Genomic DNA, 18,375 nt, shown 5'->3' with positions numbered 1-18,375 from the left:
AATGAAGATCACTTTTACAGGCTATCGGCAGACCGCCACGCTGGCGACGCTTGCTTTCGTCACCACGCTTGCTGGCTGTACGATGGCGCCGAAACACGAACGCCCCGCATCGCCGACTGCGATGGTCTATCCCTACGCAACGTCAACCGTTTCTGGCACGCCGGATGCCGCTGACATTGGCTGGCGTGATTTCTTCCACGATCCGCTTCTACAGGAACTGATCGCGATCGCGTTACGCAATAATCGGGATTTACGCAAGGCAGGGCTCAATGTTGAAGCCGCCCGGGCGTTATACCGCATTCAGCGCGCGGAGATGCTGCCGACGCTCGGCATCGCCACCGCCATGGACGCCGGTCGCACTCCCGCCGATCTCAGCGTCACGGACGAGCCTGAGATTAACCGACGCTACGAGGCGGCTGGGGCGACGACGGCCTGGGAACTGGATCTCTGGGGGCGAGTGCGAAGCCTTAGCGACCAGGCATTAGCCGCCTATATGGCGCTTGATGAGACGTACATTGCGGCGCGAATGAGCCTGGTTTCCGAAGTCGCCAGCGCCTGGCTGACGCTACGGGCTGACCGGGAGCTGCTGCGCTTAACCGAAAATACGCTGGCCGCACAAAAAAGTTCATACACATTGACAACCCAGCTTGCCCGGACAGGCAACGCCACACAGCTCGATCTGCGTATGGCGGAGATCGCGCTGCGTTCTGCCGAAATCAATCGCGCGGCGTATACGCGACAGTTGGCGCGGGATCGTAACGCGCTGGAATTGCTGTTGGGCCAGCCGCTCACGCCTGAACTGTCGCGTCGACTAAACGAGGCGGTCACGCTTACGGAAGGCGCGATCCCGACCACTCTGCCAGGCGGATTACCGTCAGATCTGCTGGTACGCCGCCCGGATATTCGCGCCGCCGAGTACAGGCTGCGCGGCGCAAACGCCCGGATAGGCGCAGCGCGCGCCGCCTTCTTCCCGACAATCAGCCTGACAGGCACGGCGGGAACGGCCAGCGCGTCTCTTAGCGGGCTCTTTGAACCGGGATCGGGAAGCTGGCGTTTTCTACCGCAAATCACCTTGCCTCTCTTTCACGGCGGCGCATTACGCGCTGACCTGGACAGGGCGCATGTCCAAAAACAGATTGAAATCGCCAGGTATGAAAACGTTATTCAGCAAGCCTTTCGCGACGTGGCGGATGGTCTGGCGGGACAGCGTACGCTGAATGACCAGGTGCAATCAGAACAACGCGCGGTTGAAGCCAGTCAAATCGCCTATGAGCTGGCCGGACTCCGTTTTCAGGAAGGCATCGATGACTACCTTACGCTGCTTGATACCCATCGTATGCTTTATGGCGCGCAGCAGCGCCTGGTACGCACACGGCTCATGCAACAGCTGAATATCATTAATCTGTATAAAGCATTAGGCGGCGGTTGGCGGGAATACAGCGAGAAAAAGCAAGGTTAGCCCAAATAGCGCCCGCGTCGCCAGTGCGGCGCGCGCGCTAAACAGGCATATATTGCCTGCAAAATAAGGTTAACGAGGGCAACGATAAACGTTCCCGCTTAACGTGACATTGGTTTGTTTGCTTGAGCCCGAACCGTGCCATGAACTTCCTGTCTGGCCTGCACGCTGGGTTAACAGGACTACCGTATTTCCGCCCATTTTATAAGCTTTGTTTTTCAGATCGTTACGGGCACCCGTTTCCAGGTTACTGTTGGAAGTCCAGCCACCGGTAAAGAAATTCCCCTGGCTGCCCGTGATATCCCCTAAGTAACTGCATTCCTTACCTGGCTCGCTGGTCATCACCCGTACCTGTTCAGCGCCATAATTCAACGAATTAGCACTACATGCGGTTAAAGCCAAGCCGACGAAACATACTAAGATCTTTTTCATACTAATACCTGGTCTATTAATCATTAAATAATAACGCGTTCTTGCTTCTGAACGCCGTCAAGGAACTATATTTAAGATGTAACGAATGTCTTTCATTTGCTGAAGAAAAGTCTCTGTCATGATGCTATCATGTATGCTTGAGGCTATTTCTTGTTCAGTTTTTTCAATATGCTCTCTGAGCCTTATTTTTGTTTTTTCGTCAAGCGCCGAGATAAGTATCTTAATGGCAAGCAGCAAAGTAGGATTGATGCTTTCACACTCTCTCATCGTTAACTTTTTCATCTTGTTTGCTTCAAGCCTGATCGGCGTTTTTGTCTACACGGCAAATTTTAGATGCGAAGATATGGCGACTTCTTTGGTAAATAAATAGCAAATGGAAAAAGCGTTTGAAGCCATATTTACGACAGATACGCAATCTATGAATGTACAAAGTCTTACGACTCATGCCATAGCTACTGGCGATCTGACTCATCGACTTTTTATATAAAAAGTGCCATAACAACTCCTCCTCCTTTTTTGTCAACGGCGCAAGTTCACCGACCGCTACATCGTTTGCACAAGCGTATTTAATGAAATGCTCAATAAAAACAGGCTTTGCCAAATCGGGATCGATATCAGGATCTCTATCGCAGCCATGTGGATAAAGTTTTCCAATATCTCTGCGCGTGAGCCAGATTCGACGAGCATGTGGATAATGCTGCATGAGCGCCTTAAAACCTTTCCAGACCCCCTGAATCAAAACTCGTCCATCAATAATAATTATGATATCTTCGCTAGCTGATATCTGACACGAATTATATTCTCCATTGAGTGGGAACATAAAGCACTTCCCATCCTCAAAGAGTGAAGCGATGCCTAAATAAGTATAATAATCATCCGTTAAAACTATACCTATCGTTTTTAACGGAAGTTGTTCCGATAGTGAATTTATCATAATTTCATCAATAGAATAACGCTACGGTGAGTGTTTTATCTTCCTCTTAAGATTACCTGAGCGCTCATAACCATCCCTATTCTGTAGCAGCGCCATATTATTTTTAATTCCTTGCCATAAACGTAACGCTTATACTTTTAATATCAGAAGCGATAACCTACGCTGACACCAAATGTATTGGTATCCACAGCGAAGAAACGACTGGCTTCCCATGATGCATCGATAGATATACTCTTAACTGGATTAAATATTACGCCAGCGCCGTAGGCAAAGGAGTCTTCTTTTGAGTGTTTATTAAATTTCATCGTCGCTATACCCGCATTGCCGTACAGGCTCACATAGTCATTAAAACGATATGTTGGTCCAAACATCAAAGAACCATAGTCTACAGAATCGGAACCATTTTTATGCAATTTCCCCTCTTTCCAGGTGTAGTTCTCCATTTCATTGCGCGTCGCGGTGAATGAGCCTAACATCCCCCAGGTCTCATTGAACTCGTAACGATATTTAAAATTAAAGCCTCGCAGATCTTTGCTATCGCTATTTTTCAATGAACTGAGATGAGTTTGTGCATAACCAAACGATACGGTGTGCTGATCGTTAGCCAAAGCTAAAGGTGACGCTAATAATAAACCTAAAAAAACAAGGAACGAAGACCGTCTTTTCATTAAAACCACTCCATTTTTGATATATAATTAAGGCGGTACCGGAACTTATGGCACACAAATAGCATTTAGATTAAGAGCACCTAATGCGCTTATTACCAGTCATGCCAACTGCGGAGGTAATATAACCTGATATATTCGATAATGGATATGAAATCAGTCTTACAGAGTTCTTACTTTTTTATTAATAGCGGATTCATAGTTGCTTCAGACCCGATCCTGGCATCGCATCCATCAGGCGGACTGCGAGAGGTTATCAGCGAGTATCAGTTACCTCCCTGACGAGTAAAAAACTCATAACTCATTGTTTTGAATGTATTTTAATTGATTATTGAGTTAACCTTTACCCTTACGGAGGGCAGTTTCGCAACTCGCTTTCTGACACATTCAGACAACATTCAGATCTACTGCGCGGTACAAACGTTATAAAGCTGCCGATTAAGAGAATAGAAAAAGGTTTTCTCACCCACTTTAGATATTCGAATCTCATTAGCCGCTTCCGGATGCAAAACCCGTAAATGTGATAACAGATCGCCAGCCGTATCCGTGGCAAAGACTTTTACCTGGGATACTTCGAACGTATAAACACCAGGCGCTGTTCGATGTAAATTTTTCATATACACGTCCCGGTATAATATTTTTACACCGTTATCTTTTGTTTTTATTTCATATTGAAGCGTAATTCTCTTCATCTTAAAATCAAGAACAAGACTGCCATCGGCATGGATATCTTTAGGCTGTATCGTCGTTACCGTTCTTGTCGTACATAAAAATTCATTAGTATTAATAGAACTATGGTTACTGTTTCGTACCCAAACTACCATCAGTACGACTGAAACAGCCAACATACCAAGTGTCGCCACGCTTAATAACGTTCTTTTATGGAAATGCATTTCGGCTCCGCTATATCAAGTTGGTTAAGACACTGGACAAAAATATTTGTATTAGGAACGCGAATGTAATAAATGATTTTTCCGTTTTGTTTATGTATTTCATTACTCATCTCAGAGTACGCTTCAACGATATCCGTCAGATGGGTTTTATCATGCCCGACACTATAAAAAGTGTATCCATCATACGAACCCTGGAGGGTAAAGTAATCAATATTTTCACCCTTAACTTTATACATCATAAAAAACATCAGAAGCGCGGCCAGGCAAAAGTAGAGCCAATCTTTTTTATTCACAGCGCCCGGTATTGGGGGAATAATAGTGTCATCGCGCCGCACTTCAACCGTCGATAATTCTGTTTCAGCAACAGCAGGCAACGGCGTATTTTGCGCCTCATCACTCAACGGTTCAATGGAAACTGAGAGTAAAACACCCACGCGAGGACGAGTCACAACAGACGCCCCCTTAAGACCAATTTTATCAAATGATCCTCGTAGCTGGTTAATCAGTTTGTAATAACTGGCATCAGAGACCACGACACCTTTGCGCCCCCAGACATAGTTAATTAAATCATCTTTTTTAAAAAGGCCTTCATGAAAAGCGATAAGCAAACTGCGTTCCGATTCAGATATCGTTATCGACTCTCCGGCGCAGGAAAGCGTCATTCGTTCACAATCAAGAATAACTCTTTTGTCAATCAGATAATTGTTCTGACTCATAAAAATATCCGCCCCAGTGCTATCACGTTTCTTCACGGCATAAACATATTACCAGGATATATCGCGCTATTGAATTTTTTTCCGTAGCGAGCTCCTGTATTATTCAGCCACCAGGCCACTCGCAGATTCGTTTTCCCCCTTGAGCAGACCATTTTGCCTCTGGGCTGACTTGCCAAGCCAGCTCATAAAGTCATTAGCCTCCATCGGCCTGGCATAAAGAAATCCCTGAACGAATCCTACCCCGTGGCTTAAGATATAACGCAATTGGTGCTGGGTACTGACCCCTTCGGCAACCACATTAAGCCCCAGTCGCTGACTCAGCGTGATGATAGTATCCAGGACAGGAACATCATTGCTGCTGGTATCAATGGTATCGATAAACGTTCTGTCTATTTTAAGAGAGTCTACAGGTAATTGCTGGAGATAGGAGAGTGAGCAATAGCCGGTCCCAAAATCATCAATCGCTATTAACACGCTTTTTTCACGGAGCGTTGAAAGTTTTTCTGCGACCTGTGAAGGTTCTACAATCAGGCTACGTTCGGTGAGCTCCAACATAAGCGTTATCGTTCCCAAACGAGTCCTGAGCGCCTCTATATCTTGTATAAAACCGTCATCCATAAGATGCGCAGGCGATATATTTACGCTGATATAGAAATCATCCGGTACAGTCCAGTTTATCACGTCATGAGCAATCAGTTCGAACAGATGACGAGAGAGTGGAATAATCATGCCTTCATTTTCTGCGGCGGTAATAAAAATATCCGGGGTTATAAAACGGCCATCCGGTTGCGGCCAACGCATTAGCGCCTCCACGCCGCCGCAACTACCGTGTTTAACGTTAAAAACAGGTTGATAATGTACCGTAAACTCATTGTGCGTTATCCCCCTGGCAATCTCCCGGGCCAGAGATAAACGTTTTAAATACCAGCGCCTGTAAAACAACATCATCCCTACAGAAAGACACAATGACAGCGGAATAAAAATAAAAAGGTTTTGTAACCAGTATGCCGATAACGTTGAGAAAGGGGTTCGCACCATCAGCTGGATAGTGTGATCGGTTGAGGTGAACCGCTGCGTTAAAAACGCCTTACCGCGCAACGTCGCAGCGCTGGTAATCGCCTCCCCTGCGCCGAATGTCAGGCTAAAGGCTGATGCTCTCTCTGCAGCCAATATCTCCATGAGCTCCTGGACATACTGCGAATCCACAATGACGAAAGCCGCTTTATTCGCTGCTACTTTTTTCACATAAACCACAACAAGGCGATCGGGTCCTTCGGCCATACTACCGATAGATCGCAACCACCGTTCCGGATAAGAAGCAGGTAAAGAAAGCCCTGCCAGCCGGGAAAAATGATAGCGTTCGGTTCCTGTGACAAAGGAGCAAGTGATATCACCATTTTCCAGAAACCCAATGTCACGGACATAAGGAGTGAAGGCCCGCGTTCTGGACAGTTCTTTCAGCGTATCAGTACAGGAACTCTCAGCCAGTCTGGCGGCTTTTCCGGCGACTTGCCAGGAGGCGGCTGATATATCCGCGCTAAACCGCAGCAGCGTATTGGCGCTGACGGCGATATCTCGTTTTAGCTGGAAGATACCCGCGAGTAACCCCACCAATATCATTACGATCAGTGGAACGGCAATAAACAACATCAGAAATAGCTTTCTTACTTTCAAATCATTGCCCTCTTACCGGCCTTCCTTTTGCCACTGTACGCTTTTATAGGATAACTAAAGTAACATTAATATAGAAAAGCAATATTGAGAGATAGGTTATACGTTCTTAATGATAGCAAGATGGCACTCCCTGTGCCGAAAATAGACAAGAAAATATCAATACCCAACAAGTGCAGGATACTATCGTTAAAATAAGCGATAGCAGATATCTAAATTCAATATGTTAGCCTGATACCAGGTTCGCTGCCTGATGAGGCATAACCATCACGCAACGAATTCCCATCAATACAGGGATTATTAGCTACAACTCAACGTTACTACTGGTGGTACACACATTATACAAATGTCGATTAAGCGAAAACATGTAGGTATTTTTCCCAATTTTGACCATCTTTAACTCATTAATCGTACCAGGCTGTAACAGTCTCAACCAGGAAAACAAATCGCCAGCAGTATCAGACTCAAAAGTCTTAACTGAATTGACTTTAAAAGTAAATGTTTTCATACCCGTTCTGCGCAGTTTGCTGATGCAGATATCACGAAAAAAAAGCCGTTTCTCTTTCGTATCGGTAGTAACATCGTAGTGTAGGGTAATCCTGCCGGATTTAAGATCCAGCACAATCCCACCATCCATGTACAATTTTCGTGGTTCAATATACGCTTCTGATTTTGTCGTGCATATAAGATTATTGGTTCTATAAGAGTCACGATTTACCCACTCAAGCGCTATTATCGATCCGATTGCGGCAATGACGATAAATATTACAAATATAATCAGTAACGTTCTTTTACTGTAATACATTTTGGCACCGCCATTTCAACAGGATTTAAGCATTGCAGAAAAATATTCATATTAGGCTCCCTGATATAATAAAGATGGCGTCCATTTTGCCGGTAAATTTTAATTTTCAGAGAGTTAAAAGCAAAAACTACTTCACTTAATGTGACCTTATCCTCTTTTGTTTTATAGATTGCATAATCGTTATATTCACCAAGATATGTAAAAAAACTATCAGGGCTGTTACGAACAGGCGCTTTATATATAGTAAATACACCATAGAACAATGCCAGAAGAATGGCTCCTGTTAATACCACAAATACGCTGTGACGTTTAATTTTGTAAAATATGTTCTCCCGAGTCGGGGTGCCTTTAACGTTTTCATCACTCACCTTTAGGGAGGTGATTTTTTTTATAGGTTCAATGGCAACAGACAGCGACACCCCCACCCGAGGACGAGTTACGATGTCAGATGACTGTAGACCGATGCTACTAAAATCATTTCTCATTTGATTAATGAGTTTATAGTAACTTGATTCTGAGACGCAGCCTCCACGATTTTCCCAAACAAAATGAATAATATCTTCTTTTTTGTAAAGACCATGCCAAAAAGCAAGAAGCAGATGGGTCTCAGCTTCTGATATTCTGATTATCTCATTACCATGCGATAAGGTCATCTTCGTACTATCAAATACAACACGCTTATCAAGTAAAAATATGCTTTCATTCATGACAATCCTAAAGGTAACTGCATCCATCATTCAGACGACATATTATCATGCTCAAAAAAGAATTCAGCCCCCTAATTAACCTGAGTTTAACTTATAAGTCTCACTTATAGTAAACAATAATTGACACAAGTATTACCTGCACATTACAAATCAAACAGTTATAGGTAAATCTGAACACTTTTCTTTACCTTAACGCAAACTCAGGAAACTTCTGAAAGGCCAAAAGTAAGAAAAAAGTAAGACTAATTATACTGTTTCAGAAGCACATTTCAGAAAATTTACCTTAATCTCACCATCGTATTATCCATCGGGAGGTTTAACTGATGCGGATTTTACATAGCAAAAATGAGCAGGTTTGTATTGCAACATAGTCTATCTATTCAGACGCGGAGAGAATTGTTATCGGATTACACTCAATCAAATGATAACACTATCAGTTGTACTAATGAGATGTATGGGCGAAAGCGCTTATCGCTCTATTTCATGATAAGAGAAATAAGTCTGTTTGTTTTATATCGCATTATCAATAGTCAGGAGGGTATAGCTCACATCCAAAAATAGAGTTAATGATCGTTATTTTTACCACTCCTCCATAAGCACGAAACATTCGGGCGAATTGCACTCGTCCTGAAAAAGTAAAGATTAATACAGGAACATTATCATATGTCTATGAAAAAATATTTAGCAATGATCACAGGCTCACTTCTTGTCTCCAGCAGTGCGATGGCTGTTTCTGATAACACCATCACCTTTCAAGGGGAAGTCTCTGATGAAACATGCTCTGTCGTGATTAATGGTAATCAGGCTAAACCCGTCGTGTTATTACCAACAGTAAGTACTAAAGATTTATCAGAACAAGGGAAAACCGCGGGGCCAATAACGTTTGATATTGGACTGTCCGGGTGTACCGGCTCTCAGGACAAAACAACAAAAATTTCCACTGTCTTTGTCGGTAATCAGGTCACCAGTAACGGTAACCTGGGTAATACTGGCAGCGCGAAAAATGTTGAAGTCCAATTACTCGACACTTCAGGGGAGCCAATCAATCTGACCGGCGGCTTTACTGGCGACGGCGACCTACAGCTGGAACCAAATGCTTCTGAAGCGAGCGCGACTTATACCGCGCGGTATTACTCTACCGGGAAAGCAGAGGCTGGGACAGTCGCTGCCACCCTACAATACGCCGTTTCGTATAAATAATTGTCGCTACGGTCTGGCGTTGAAACGCCAGACCATTTTCAATTGCCAGGGAGTTGTTGAGATGAAAATGGATACCCGACATTCCGCATTATATTACTTAATAGTTTTTCTATTGCTGGCCCTACCCGCCACAGCATCGTGGGCGAGCGTTACTATTTTGGGTAGCCGAATAATTTACCCATCAACAGCCTCCTCCGTAGATGTGCAGTTAAAAAATAATGATGCAATACCTTATATCGTACAAACCTGGTTTGACGATGGCGATATGAATACCAGCCCGGAAAATAGCAGCGCGATGCCGTTCATTGCCACGCCGCCGGTATTTCGTATTCAACCCAAAGCAGGCCAGGTTGTACGCGTAATTTATAACAACACGAAAAAATTGCCGCAGGATCGTGAGTCAGTATTCTGGTTTAACGTATTACAGGTACCACCAACGAATATTGGCAGCGACAGTGGGCAAAATAAAATGTTGGTGATGCTGCGCTCAAGAATAAAACTTTTCTATCGTCCTGACGGGCTAGGTAAACCTGATAATCTGGCGAAAAAACTACAGATTAAAACGGTAAATAAGGGTTCCGGAAAAAGCGGTATTGTTATTGTTAATCCGCAGCCCTGGTTTGCCTCTTTAAGTAACCTGAATGTAAAAGTGAACGGCGCTTCGTATAACCTGGATGCTGACATGATTGCCCCTTTCTCCAGTCAAACCTGGTGGCTGCCGGGCAAACGGTCACTCAAATCCTTCTCCGGTACAGTCACCGTTACTTTGGTTAACGACCTAGGCGCAAGGATAAGCGAGAGCTACGATGTCCCCCACCATTAATTTGAACCGCAAAAGCCTTGCGCTATTGATCGCCATAGTTTGCTCAGGCTCCGCGCAAGGAGAAGAGTATTATTTTGATCCTGCGCTACTTCAGGGGGCCACTTACGGACAAAATATTGCCCGTTTTAATGAACGGCAAACGCCTTCCGGAGACTATCTTGCCGACGTTTACGTTAATGGCACGCTGGTAGCCTCGAGCACTAATATTCGATTTAATGCTGTAAAAGAGGGTCAACAGGCTGAACCCTGCCTGCCCTTATCGGTGATGAAAGCAGCACAGATAAAATCACTCCCCGCGACCGACGCTGCGACCGAGTGTCGCCCGCTCAGGGAGTGGGTACCTCATGCCGGCTGGCAATTTGATAGCGCCACGCTTCGCCTGTTGCTGACGATTCCAATGACCGAACTTACGCACAAACCGCGCGGTTATATCTCCCCTTCAGAGTGGGATAGCGGCGCGCTGGCGCTGTTTTTACGCCATAACACAAACTGGACCCACACCGAAAATACCGACAGCCATTATCGCTACCAATACTTATGGAGCGGTTTAAACATGGGCGTTAACCTCGGACTTTGGCAGGTCCGTCATCAAAGTAATCTGCGCTATGCCAATAGCAACCAGAGCGGAAGCGCCTGGCGCTATAATAGCGTTCGAACCTGGGTGCAAAGACCTGTCTCGTCTATTAACAGTATCCTGTCGCTGGGCGATAGCTATACGGACTCCAGCTTATTCGGCAGTCTGTCTTTTAACGGGGCTAAGCTTGTCACCGACGAGCGGATGCGCCCGCAGGGCAAACGCGGTTATGCGCCGGAAGTTCGGGGCGTAGCGGCCAGTAGCGCGCACGTGGTAGTAAAACAACTGGGGAAAGTGATTTATGAAACCAACGTTCCGCCGGGCCCATTTTATATTGACGATCTGTACAACACCCGTTATCAAGGCGATCTGGAGGTAGAGGTTATCGAGGCCAGCGGTAAAACCTCACGTTTCACCGTGCCTTATTCTTCCGTGCCGGATTCGGTACGTCCCGGTAACTGGCACTATTCGCTGGCCTTCGGCAGGGTCCGTCAGTACTACGATATTGAAAATCGTTTCTTTGAGGGAACGTTCCAGCACGGCGTTAATAACACCATTACCCTCAACCTCGGTTCACGAATTGCGCAGCGTTACCAGGCATGGCTGGCGGGCGGCGTCTGGGCCACCGGTATGGGCGCGTTCGGCCTTAACGCCACCTGGTCGAATGCGCGCGCAGAGCATAACGATCGCCAGCAAGGCTGGCGCGCGGAACTCAGTTACAGCAAAACGTTTACCACCGGCACTAACCTGGTGCTGGCGGCTTATCGTTATTCAACCAACGGCTTTCGCGATCTTCAGGACGTGCTCGGCGTACGCCGGGAAGCAAAAACGGGGATTGATTACTACTCCGACACGCTGCATCAGCGCAATCGCCTGTCCGCGACGGTAAGCCAGCCGTTAGGACGGCTTGGCACGCTTAACCTCAGCGCCAGCACCGCAGACTACTACAATAACCAATCGCGTATAACACAGCTACAAATGGGGTATAGCAACCAGTGGCGGAATATAAGCTACGGGGTGAATATCGCACGACAGCGCACCACCTGGGATTACGATCGCTTTTATCACGGCGTTAACGAACCACTGGACGTGAGTAGCCGACAAAAATATACCGAAACCACAATGTCGTTTAATGTCTCTATACCGCTGGATTGGGGCGAAAACAGAACGTCTGTCGCCATGAATTATAACCAGTCCAGTCAAAGCCGTTCCTCAACCGTATCCATGACCGGCAGTAGCGGTGAAAACAGCGACCTGTCATGGTCGGTTTATGGCGGCTACGAGCGTTATCGCAATAGTAATAGCGATAGCAGCGCGCCAACGACGTTTGGCGGTAATCTACAACAAAACACCCGGTTTGGCGCACTTCGCGCCAACTATGACCAGGGTGATAACTATCGTCAGGAAGGACTGGGCGCGTCCGGCACCCTGGTACTCCACCCTGGCGGTCTGACGGCTGGACCCTATACCAGCGATACCTTTGCGCTTATTCATGCCGATGGCGCGCAGGGCGCGATCGTACAAAATGGCCAGGGCGCTGTGGTTGATCACTTTGGTTACGCCATTCTGCCTTCGTTATCTCCTTACCGCGTCAATAACGTTACGCTCGATACCCGTAAGATGCGCAGCGATGCCGAACTGACGGGAGGAAGTCAGCAGATTGTGCCCTATGCCGGCGCCATCGCGCGTGTCAATTTCGCCACTATCAGCGGCAAAGCGGTGCTGATCTCCGTGAAGATGCCGGATGGCGGCATACCGCCAATGGGCGCTGATGTTTTCAACGGTGAAGGCACAAACATCGGCATGGTCGGCCAGAGTGGGCAGATTTATGCCCGTATCGCCCATCCGTCGGGTTCTCTACTGGTGCGCTGGGGAACAGGGGCAAACCAGCGTTGCCGGGTTGCCTACCAACTCGATCTTCACACCAAAGAACCGTTTCTCTATCTGAACAAAATCTGCGAGAAGGAATAGCACAATGCTTTTTAATTTCCGAACGCTCTTGTTTATCACCAGCCTGTTCGTCAGCGCCGGAACATGGTCGTCATGTATCAAAGTCACCGATAAGAGCGCGCTCTCTGACGCGGCGATAAAAGCGGGCTACACGGCGCAAAACTGGATCGGCGCAACTGATACGAATACCGGTAATATCGGTTTGCCAACGGTGATTAGCATCAGTAATAGTGAAACATTTCAACCCTCCGGCACACTATTGGCCAGTGGGATCGGTAACTTCCTGACGGCCGCCACCGGAACGCCCTATTCCAGTAAACAGGTACTTTACCGCTGCGATACCGCCGATGCCGGGAAGCTCTATGAGATGTATTCGACAAATGGCGATAGCGCTTTTGCAGGGGCATTTTTTACTCCCGAAGTAGAAGGCGCCTATTATGATGTGGAGCGTAATGTTGCTGTCCGTATGACAAACCTCAGTACCGGCGAATATTACAGCCGTTTCTGGAAAGAACGCCAACTTACCGCAGATAGTTGGTTTCAGGATGACAAATATATTTATATTCCTGCCAGCGCGTTTAGCAACGTGTTATATGAGATGTTTAAAATTGACTCAAGAAAATATTTTGCCTACCAGAATCCAATGGACCGAGATACCTGGACGCAGCCTCGGGGTTATATCGCGTTTAAAGGCCCAGGCTTGATTACCGAGCGGATCCAAGCGGGACTGGATCATGCCAGCGATTATTATGGCTGGCCCGGCTATTGGCCCGGGGCATGGAGTACATATAATAGCGTCACCTATGTTCGCGGCGCGTTATGTAAAATCACAGATTATCCTGCGATCGTCAAAATTCCCCCTGTCGCCGTCGGCATATTAGCCGCCGGAGGCAATAGCCAGGCACCTTTCCATGTCAGCCTAGAATGTGAGTCCGGCGCCGTGTCCAGTGCCCTCCCGTCCACCAGCGCCGCTAATGTCGCAATGGGGTTTGTCGTTAATCAACCCACCGCCGTGGCGGCGGCGCGTCGCCTGGGGCTAACCACATCCGCAGGCGGTCTGTCGTGGCTACTGGACACCCATTATGGCGAACCTGGCGTAGCTTCCGGAGTGGGTATCCGCATCTATAACGATGCCGGTACGCCGATTAACCTGTTACCCGATCGGATCAAGACAGGCACTGGCAACGCCCGAGGCTGGTATGGCTATAAAGATTTAACCACACGGGTATCATCCGGTTCAGTAGAAACCTACAGCGGTGATTTTACTGCCTCGCTTGAGGCGATCGGCGGACAAACAGTAACGGCAGGAAGCGTGAATGCGCAATTACAGGCAGTGGTTAGTTTTCAGTAAAGTCATATTAACGCTACTTGGGTTGACGGGATGGTATAGCCCGGCACAAGCTGCCGTTAATATTGACAGAACCCGAATTATTTTTGCTTCAGATGAGGTCGCTCAATCGTTGACATTATCCAACGATAATACAACGCCGATGCTGTTACAGGTATGGACCGACGCCGGAAACATTGACGCCTCTCCGGATAACAGCAAAACGCCGCTGGTGGCGCTGCCGCCGGTATTTAAAATGCAGCCAGGAGAACTGAGAACGCTTCGCCTGCTCCTGAGTTCCCGCCAGCAGCTGGCAACGGACCGGGAGAGTCTCTTCTGGCTAAACATTTATCAGATACCGCCAGTCACCCAGGACATTAAAAACCACCCGCGAAAACTGGTGTTACCGCTTCGTTTGCGGCTAAAAATTTTAATTCGCCCGACCGGATTAAAAGCGCCAACGGAAGCGGAGGAGAAAAAATTACGCTTTATTGCTAAAGAAAATACTATACGGATAGTTAACCCCACCTCGTGGTATATGAGTTTAACGTTAACGATGGATAACAAGAAAAGTATCGGCGATATCATGGTTGCGCCGAAAACAGCACTTGATGTGCCGCTAACACGCTCGCCAACGCCAGGAGCATCGATAAATTATGCAGTAATCAATGACTCCGGGAACTGGCGACAATATACCGCCATACTGGAAAAATATATTAGTGAGAGTGATTTTATTTCTGAGTTTTGATGGGAAATATTCAGGGATACGATCGTATCCCTGAGACAAGCCAGAATTCAGCATGTACCATTGTCAAAAATAGCATTAAGCTGATATTTTACTTTTTGCACAGCATCTTTGTTCTGTTGAGCTCCCCTCTCCTCAACAGACATATCCCATACGTTTTCATTATCTGATTCAATTAATGTGTAGAACGTATTATTATTACGCATCATATAACCACGAAAATTATTTTCGATGCCCGTTGTCACAGGCTTAGCAGCCCCTGAAATAACAGACTCCGTCTCTTTATTGAAAAGCTGATATTGAATATTTGCGCAGTTTAAATCACAGGGAGAACATTTAAGATTTAAAACAAGTAGTATCGTGTTATTTTCAAAAACAAGGGCATAATGATTGCTGGCAGATGAACATAACGGGAATAGCGCGAGAAGAAGAATTATTATCAATTTCATATACTTATATAGACTCCATCAAAGAAAACTTTCATTTCACGCCCCTGAGAATAGCGAAAGGCATACCATGCAGAACGAATGCTTTCCGGACTGACGTCCTCATAGACATCTATACCATGCAAAACAAGTACGCGAGAAAGAAAATGAGAAGATTGTTATGAAAGAAAAGTTTGTAACTACTTGATTGAGATGGTGCCGATAATAGGAGTCGAACCTACGACCTTCGCATTACGAATGCGCTGCTCTACCAACTGAGCTATATCGGCCCTGAGAAGGGTGTGTTCACGCGGGTGAATCACGGGGTAGAAGGTTAAAACTAACCGGGCGGTGCGTCAATAGCCTTGCTACTCAACCGGCTATTTTTGCACCGCTCGACATTAATTACGCACGAATCGTACCATCGCCAAAGCCGATCCACTTATAGGTGGTAAGCGCTTCAAGCCCCATCGGACCGCGGGCATGTAATTTCTGCGTGCTGACCGCCACTTCTGCGCCAAGCCCAAACTGCCCGCCGTCGGTAAAACGGGTAGAGGCGTTGACATAAACCGCAGCGGAATCCACTTCGTTCACAAAACGCGCAGCATTATGCATATCACACGTCAAAATCGCATCGGAGTGCTGAGTGCCATGTTCGCGAATGTGGCCGATAGCGCCATCCATATTTTCGACCACCACAACGTTCAGATCCAGAGACAGAAACTCGTTATCCAGCTCTTCCGGTTTCAGCGGCACCAGTTTGGCAGGGCCATGCAGTGCCTGCATGACGGTTTCATCCCCATGCAACGTTACGCCGCTCTCCGCCATCTGCTTGCTCAGCGCAGGCAAAAAGCGTTCTGCGATGTCCTGATGCACCAGCAAGGTTTCCACCGTGTTACAGGTGCTCGGGCGCTGGGTTTTGGCGTTGACGATAATCTTCAGCGCCGGGGCGATGTCTGCGCTGCTATCGACAAAAATATGGCACACGCCAATCCCGCCGGTAATCACCGGAATGGTGGATTGCTCACGACACAGTTTATGCAAGCCTGCGCCACCGCGCGGGATCAGCATATCGATGTACTTATCCATACGCAGCATTTCATTGACCAGCGAACGATCCGGATTATCAATCGCCTGAACCGCTGCCTCCGGTAAACCGCAAGCTTTCAGCGCCTTCTGAATGACACGAACGGTTGCGGCATTCGTGCGATGCGTCTCTTTCCCACCGCGTAGAATCACCGCATTACCGGTTTTCAGGCACAAAGAAGCCACATCAACGGTAACGTTCGGACGCGCCTCATAGATAACGCCAACCACGCCCAACGGCACGCGGCGGCGCTCCAGACGTAGCCCGCTGTCCAGCAGACCGCCGTCGATCACCTGCCCGACCGGGTCGGCGAGATTACAGACCTGGCGCACATCGTCAGCAATCGCTTTCAGACGCGCAGGGGTCAGCGCCAGGCGGTCCAGCATCGCTTCGCTCAGGCCGTTGGCTCGCGCCTGCTCAACATCTTGTACGTTCGCGCTGAGGATACTTTCCATTTGCGCTTCCAGTTCATCGGCTATTTTTTCCAGCACGCGATTTTTTTCGCCGCTGGAGAGCAGCGCCAGCTTATACGACGCCGCTTTAGCAGCAATGCCCATTTGTTCCAGCATATGCCTGTTCCTTATCGAGTAATCATGTCATCACGATGAACAGCGACCGGGCCATATTCATAGCCCAGAATCGCATCGATTTGTTGAGAGTGGTGACCGGCTATACGCCGCAGAGCATCACTGTTATAACGGCTGACGCCATGAGCGATATCACGCCCTTGCAGGTTACAAATTCTGATGACCTCCCCCCGCGAGAAATTGCCCGTCACGCTTTTGATGCCTTTTGGCAGAAGTGAACTGCCACGTTCCAGCATTGCCGCGGTTGCGCCTTCATCAACCGTAATTTCGCCTGCCGGCGGCGCGCCGAAGATCCAACGTTTGCGGTTCTCCAGCGGCGAGGCTTGCGCATGAAAACGGGTGCCGACGGAAATCCCCTCCATCACATCGCCGATCACGCCCGGTTTACTGCCTGAGGCAATAATCGTATCAATACCCGCGCGACAGGCCACGTCTGCCGCCTGAAGCTTAGTGCTCATACCACCGGTCCCCAGTCCGGAAACGCTGTCTCCCGCGATAGAGCGCAGCGCATCGTCAACGCCATATACATCTTTGATAAGCTCCGCCTGCGGATTGCTACGCGGATCGGCGGTGAATAATCCTTGCTGATCGGTCAGCAGCAGCAGTTTATCCGCGCCTGCCAGGATCGCCGCCAGCGCGGAGAGGTTATCGTTATCGCCCACTTTAATTTCCGCTGTCGCAACGGCATCATTTTCATTGATAACCGGCACAATATGGTTATCCAGTAATGCACGTAGCGTATCGCGGGCGTTCAGAAAGCGCTCTCTGTCTTCCATATCCGCACGCGTCAACAGCATCTGCCCGATATGGATACCGTAAATTGAAAACAACTGCTCCCACAGTTGAATCAGGCGGCTTTGCCCTACCGCCGCCAGAAGCTGTTTAGAGGCGATCGTTGCCGGCAGTTCCGGGTAGCCGAGATGTTCACGTCCGGCGGCAATCGCGCCAGAGGTAACAATAACAATACGATGTCCCGCGGCGTGTAGCTGCGCGCACTGGCGGACAAGTTCTACGATATGGGCACGGTTCAGGCGGCGCGATCCGCCTGTTAGCACGCTGGTGCCGAGTTTTACGACCAGCGTCTGGCTGTCACTCATGATTCTCTGCCGTTCAAAATAAGAAATAAAGACCAAATGAACGTTTTAGCAGGACTGGCTCCGGTTGCCAACAACCTGTACGCGTAGCGTGAAATTTTGTTGCGTAGGATCAGCAAGCGTAGCGGCAGAATTTGACCATTTTATTACCGCAACAATTAAACATATTTTTTTAAAAAAATTCTCACTTTGTCATAAATCTTTCATTACCGAACGTTAAAAACCTTCCTGTTTTTTACCGGGTTTCCCGACAAATCATAGCGCGTAATTAAAACAGGAATGGA

Annotated in this window: 17 protein-coding genes, 1 tRNA gene and 1 pseudogene; 6 read left to right on the top strand and 13 right to left on the bottom strand. The window is 47.7% G+C overall.

Features of this window, described 5'->3' with window-relative positions:
- The first annotated feature begins 1 nt into the window (after position 1).
- On the top strand, positions 2–1,459 hold the full coding sequence (mdsC, locus tag NAZ64_RS07365; protein WP_371065028.1) for a multidrug efflux transporter outer membrane subunit MdsC: 1,458 nt from the start codon (positions 2–4) through the stop codon (positions 1,457–1,459).
- Between the two features lie 69 nt (positions 1,460–1,528).
- On the opposite strand, the gene NAZ64_RS07360 is transcribed toward mdsC, so the two are convergent.
- The 9 genes and pseudogenes from NAZ64_RS07360 to NAZ64_RS07320 all read right to left on the bottom strand — a co-directional run bounded on the left by NAZ64_RS07360 (position 1,529) and on the right by NAZ64_RS07320 (position 8,279).
- Entirely contained in the window at positions 1,529–1,888 is a 360-nt protein-coding gene (locus tag NAZ64_RS07360; RefSeq protein ID WP_000722978.1) for a DUF4156 domain-containing protein, read from the bottom strand.
- Between the two features lie 57 nt (positions 1,889–1,945).
- The gene (locus NAZ64_RS07355) at positions 1,946–2,170 is read right to left on the bottom strand and encodes a membrane protein (RefSeq protein ID WP_000737124.1); all 225 of its coding nucleotides are present in this window, start codon (positions 2,168–2,170) and stop codon (positions 1,946–1,948) included.
- 10 nt (positions 2,171–2,180) lie between these two features.
- Positions 2,181–2,822 (bottom strand): helix-turn-helix transcriptional regulator, encoded by a 642-nt coding sequence (locus NAZ64_RS07350; protein ID WP_000610824.1) that lies wholly within the window; start codon positions 2,820–2,822, stop codon positions 2,181–2,183.
- A gap of 143 nt (positions 2,823–2,965) precedes the next feature.
- On the bottom strand, positions 2,966–3,490 hold the full coding sequence (locus NAZ64_RS07345; protein WP_000830237.1) for an Ail/Lom family outer membrane beta-barrel protein: 525 nt from the start codon (positions 3,488–3,490) through the stop codon (positions 2,966–2,968).
- A gap of 401 nt (positions 3,491–3,891) precedes the next feature.
- A complete protein-coding gene (locus NAZ64_RS07340; RefSeq protein WP_000545418.1) occupies positions 3,892–4,380 on the bottom strand; it encodes a hypothetical protein in 489 nt (162 codons plus the stop codon).
- Entirely contained in the window at positions 4,353–5,096 is a 744-nt protein-coding gene (locus tag NAZ64_RS07335) for a transcriptional regulator (RefSeq protein WP_000081365.1), read from the bottom strand. Before NAZ64_RS07335 ends, NAZ64_RS07340 begins: the two co-directional genes overlap by 28 nt.
- 99 nt (positions 5,097–5,195) lie before the next feature.
- A complete protein-coding gene (locus tag NAZ64_RS07330) occupies positions 5,196–6,770 on the bottom strand; it encodes an EAL domain-containing protein (RefSeq protein ID WP_371065027.1) in 1,575 nt (524 codons plus the stop codon).
- Positions 6,771–7,271: 501 nt separating this feature from the next.
- Positions 7,272–7,572, bottom strand: a pseudogene (locus tag NAZ64_RS07325) (hypothetical protein).
- On the bottom strand, positions 7,545–8,279 hold the full coding sequence (locus NAZ64_RS07320) for a winged helix-turn-helix domain-containing protein (RefSeq protein ID WP_139775868.1): 735 nt from the start codon (positions 8,277–8,279) through the stop codon (positions 7,545–7,547). The pseudogene NAZ64_RS07325 and the gene NAZ64_RS07320 overlap by 28 nt, the downstream one beginning before the upstream one ends.
- A 663-nt stretch (positions 8,280–8,942) precedes the next feature.
- Between NAZ64_RS07320 and NAZ64_RS07315 the strand changes: the two genes are divergently transcribed.
- The 5 genes from NAZ64_RS07315 (at position 8,943) to stbE (ending at position 14,901) form a co-directional block, all read left to right on the top strand.
- Positions 8,943–9,479, top strand: coding sequence for a fimbrial protein (locus tag NAZ64_RS07315; protein ID WP_000062035.1), 537 nt, complete (start codon positions 8,943–8,945; stop codon positions 9,477–9,479).
- Between the two features lie 61 nt (positions 9,480–9,540).
- A complete protein-coding gene (gene stbB / locus NAZ64_RS07310) occupies positions 9,541–10,302 on the top strand; it encodes a fimbrial biogenesis chaperone StbB (protein ID WP_000781492.1) in 762 nt (253 codons plus the stop codon).
- Positions 10,286–12,847 (top strand): fimbrial outer membrane usher protein, encoded by a 2,562-nt coding sequence (locus tag NAZ64_RS07305; RefSeq protein WP_115286297.1) that lies wholly within the window; start codon positions 10,286–10,288, stop codon positions 12,845–12,847. Before stbB ends, NAZ64_RS07305 begins: the two co-directional genes overlap by 17 nt.
- A 4-nt stretch (positions 12,848–12,851) precedes the next feature.
- Positions 12,852–14,177: a fimbrial usher protein StbD gene (gene stbD, locus NAZ64_RS07300; protein ID WP_076934824.1), complete on the top strand. Its 1,326-nt coding sequence runs from the start codon at positions 12,852–12,854 to the stop codon at positions 14,175–14,177.
- Positions 14,143–14,901, top strand: coding sequence for a fimbrial biogenesis chaperone StbE (gene stbE / locus NAZ64_RS07295; protein ID WP_115286298.1), 759 nt, complete (start codon positions 14,143–14,145; stop codon positions 14,899–14,901). The genes stbD and stbE overlap by 35 nt, the downstream gene beginning before the upstream one ends.
- Positions 14,902–14,948: 47 nt before the next feature.
- Here the strand turns inward: stbE and NAZ64_RS07290 are convergent, their stop codons facing one another.
- The 4 genes from NAZ64_RS07290 to proB all read right to left on the bottom strand — a co-directional run bounded on the left by NAZ64_RS07290 (position 14,949) and on the right by proB (position 18,094).
- Positions 14,949–15,347: a hypothetical protein gene (locus tag NAZ64_RS07290; protein WP_342688894.1), complete on the bottom strand. Its 399-nt coding sequence runs from the start codon at positions 15,345–15,347 to the stop codon at positions 14,949–14,951.
- A gap of 190 nt (positions 15,348–15,537) precedes the next feature.
- Positions 15,538–15,613 (bottom strand) — tRNA-Thr (locus tag NAZ64_RS07285).
- Positions 15,614–15,728: 115 nt separating this feature from the next.
- Entirely contained in the window at positions 15,729–16,979 is a 1,251-nt protein-coding gene (gene proA, locus NAZ64_RS07280; protein ID WP_023202202.1) for a glutamate-5-semialdehyde dehydrogenase, read from the bottom strand.
- Positions 16,980–16,990: 11 nt separating this feature from the next.
- Positions 16,991–18,094, bottom strand: a complete 1,104-nt coding sequence (proB, locus tag NAZ64_RS07275; protein ID WP_001285275.1) for a glutamate 5-kinase — start codon at positions 18,092–18,094, stop codon at positions 16,991–16,993.
- Positions 18,095–18,375 lie beyond the last annotated feature (281 nt).

It is taken from the genome of Salmonella sp. A1325 (assembly GCF_056991255.1).
This window is presented reverse-complemented; position numbering and strand designations above follow the sequence as displayed.

Bases quoted from the DNA above. Each gene is read 5' to 3' on its own strand.
- mdsC (WP_371065028.1), top strand. From the start codon at position 2: ATGAAGATCACTTTTACAGGCTATCGGCAGACCGCCACGCTGGCGACG.
- NAZ64_RS07360 (WP_000722978.1), bottom strand. From the start codon at position 1,888: ATGAAAAAGATCTTAGTATGTTTCGTCGGCTTGGCTTTAACCGCATGT.
- NAZ64_RS07355 (WP_000737124.1), bottom strand. From the start codon at position 2,170: ATGAAAAAGTTAACGATGAGAGAGTGTGAAAGCATCAATCCTACTTTG.
- NAZ64_RS07350 (WP_000610824.1), bottom strand. From the start codon at position 2,822: ATGATAAATTCACTATCGGAACAACTTCCGTTAAAAACGATAGGTATA.
- NAZ64_RS07345 (WP_000830237.1), bottom strand. From the start codon at position 3,490: ATGAAAAGACGGTCTTCGTTCCTTGTTTTTTTAGGTTTATTATTAGCG.
- NAZ64_RS07340 (WP_000545418.1), bottom strand. From the start codon at position 4,380: ATGCATTTCCATAAAAGAACGTTATTAAGCGTGGCGACACTTGGTATG.
- NAZ64_RS07335 (WP_000081365.1), bottom strand. From the start codon at position 5,096: ATGAGTCAGAACAATTATCTGATTGACAAAAGAGTTATTCTTGATTGT.
- NAZ64_RS07320 (WP_139775868.1), bottom strand. From the start codon at position 8,279: ATGAATGAAAGCATATTTTTACTTGATAAGCGTGTTGTATTTGATAGT.
- NAZ64_RS07315 (WP_000062035.1), top strand. From the start codon at position 8,943: ATGTCTATGAAAAAATATTTAGCAATGATCACAGGCTCACTTCTTGTC.
- stbB (WP_000781492.1), top strand. From the start codon at position 9,541: ATGAAAATGGATACCCGACATTCCGCATTATATTACTTAATAGTTTTT.
- NAZ64_RS07305 (WP_115286297.1), top strand. From the start codon at position 10,286: ATGTCCCCCACCATTAATTTGAACCGCAAAAGCCTTGCGCTATTGATC.
- stbD (WP_076934824.1), top strand. From the start codon at position 12,852: ATGCTTTTTAATTTCCGAACGCTCTTGTTTATCACCAGCCTGTTCGTC.
- stbE (WP_115286298.1), top strand. From the start codon at position 14,143: ATGCGCAATTACAGGCAGTGGTTAGTTTTCAGTAAAGTCATATTAACG.
- NAZ64_RS07290 (WP_342688894.1), bottom strand. From the start codon at position 15,347: ATGAAATTGATAATAATTCTTCTTCTCGCGCTATTCCCGTTATGTTCA.
- proA (WP_023202202.1), bottom strand. From the start codon at position 16,979: ATGCTGGAACAAATGGGCATTGCTGCTAAAGCGGCGTCGTATAAGCTG.
- proB (WP_001285275.1), bottom strand. From the start codon at position 18,094: ATGAGTGACAGCCAGACGCTGGTCGTAAAACTCGGCACCAGCGTGCTA.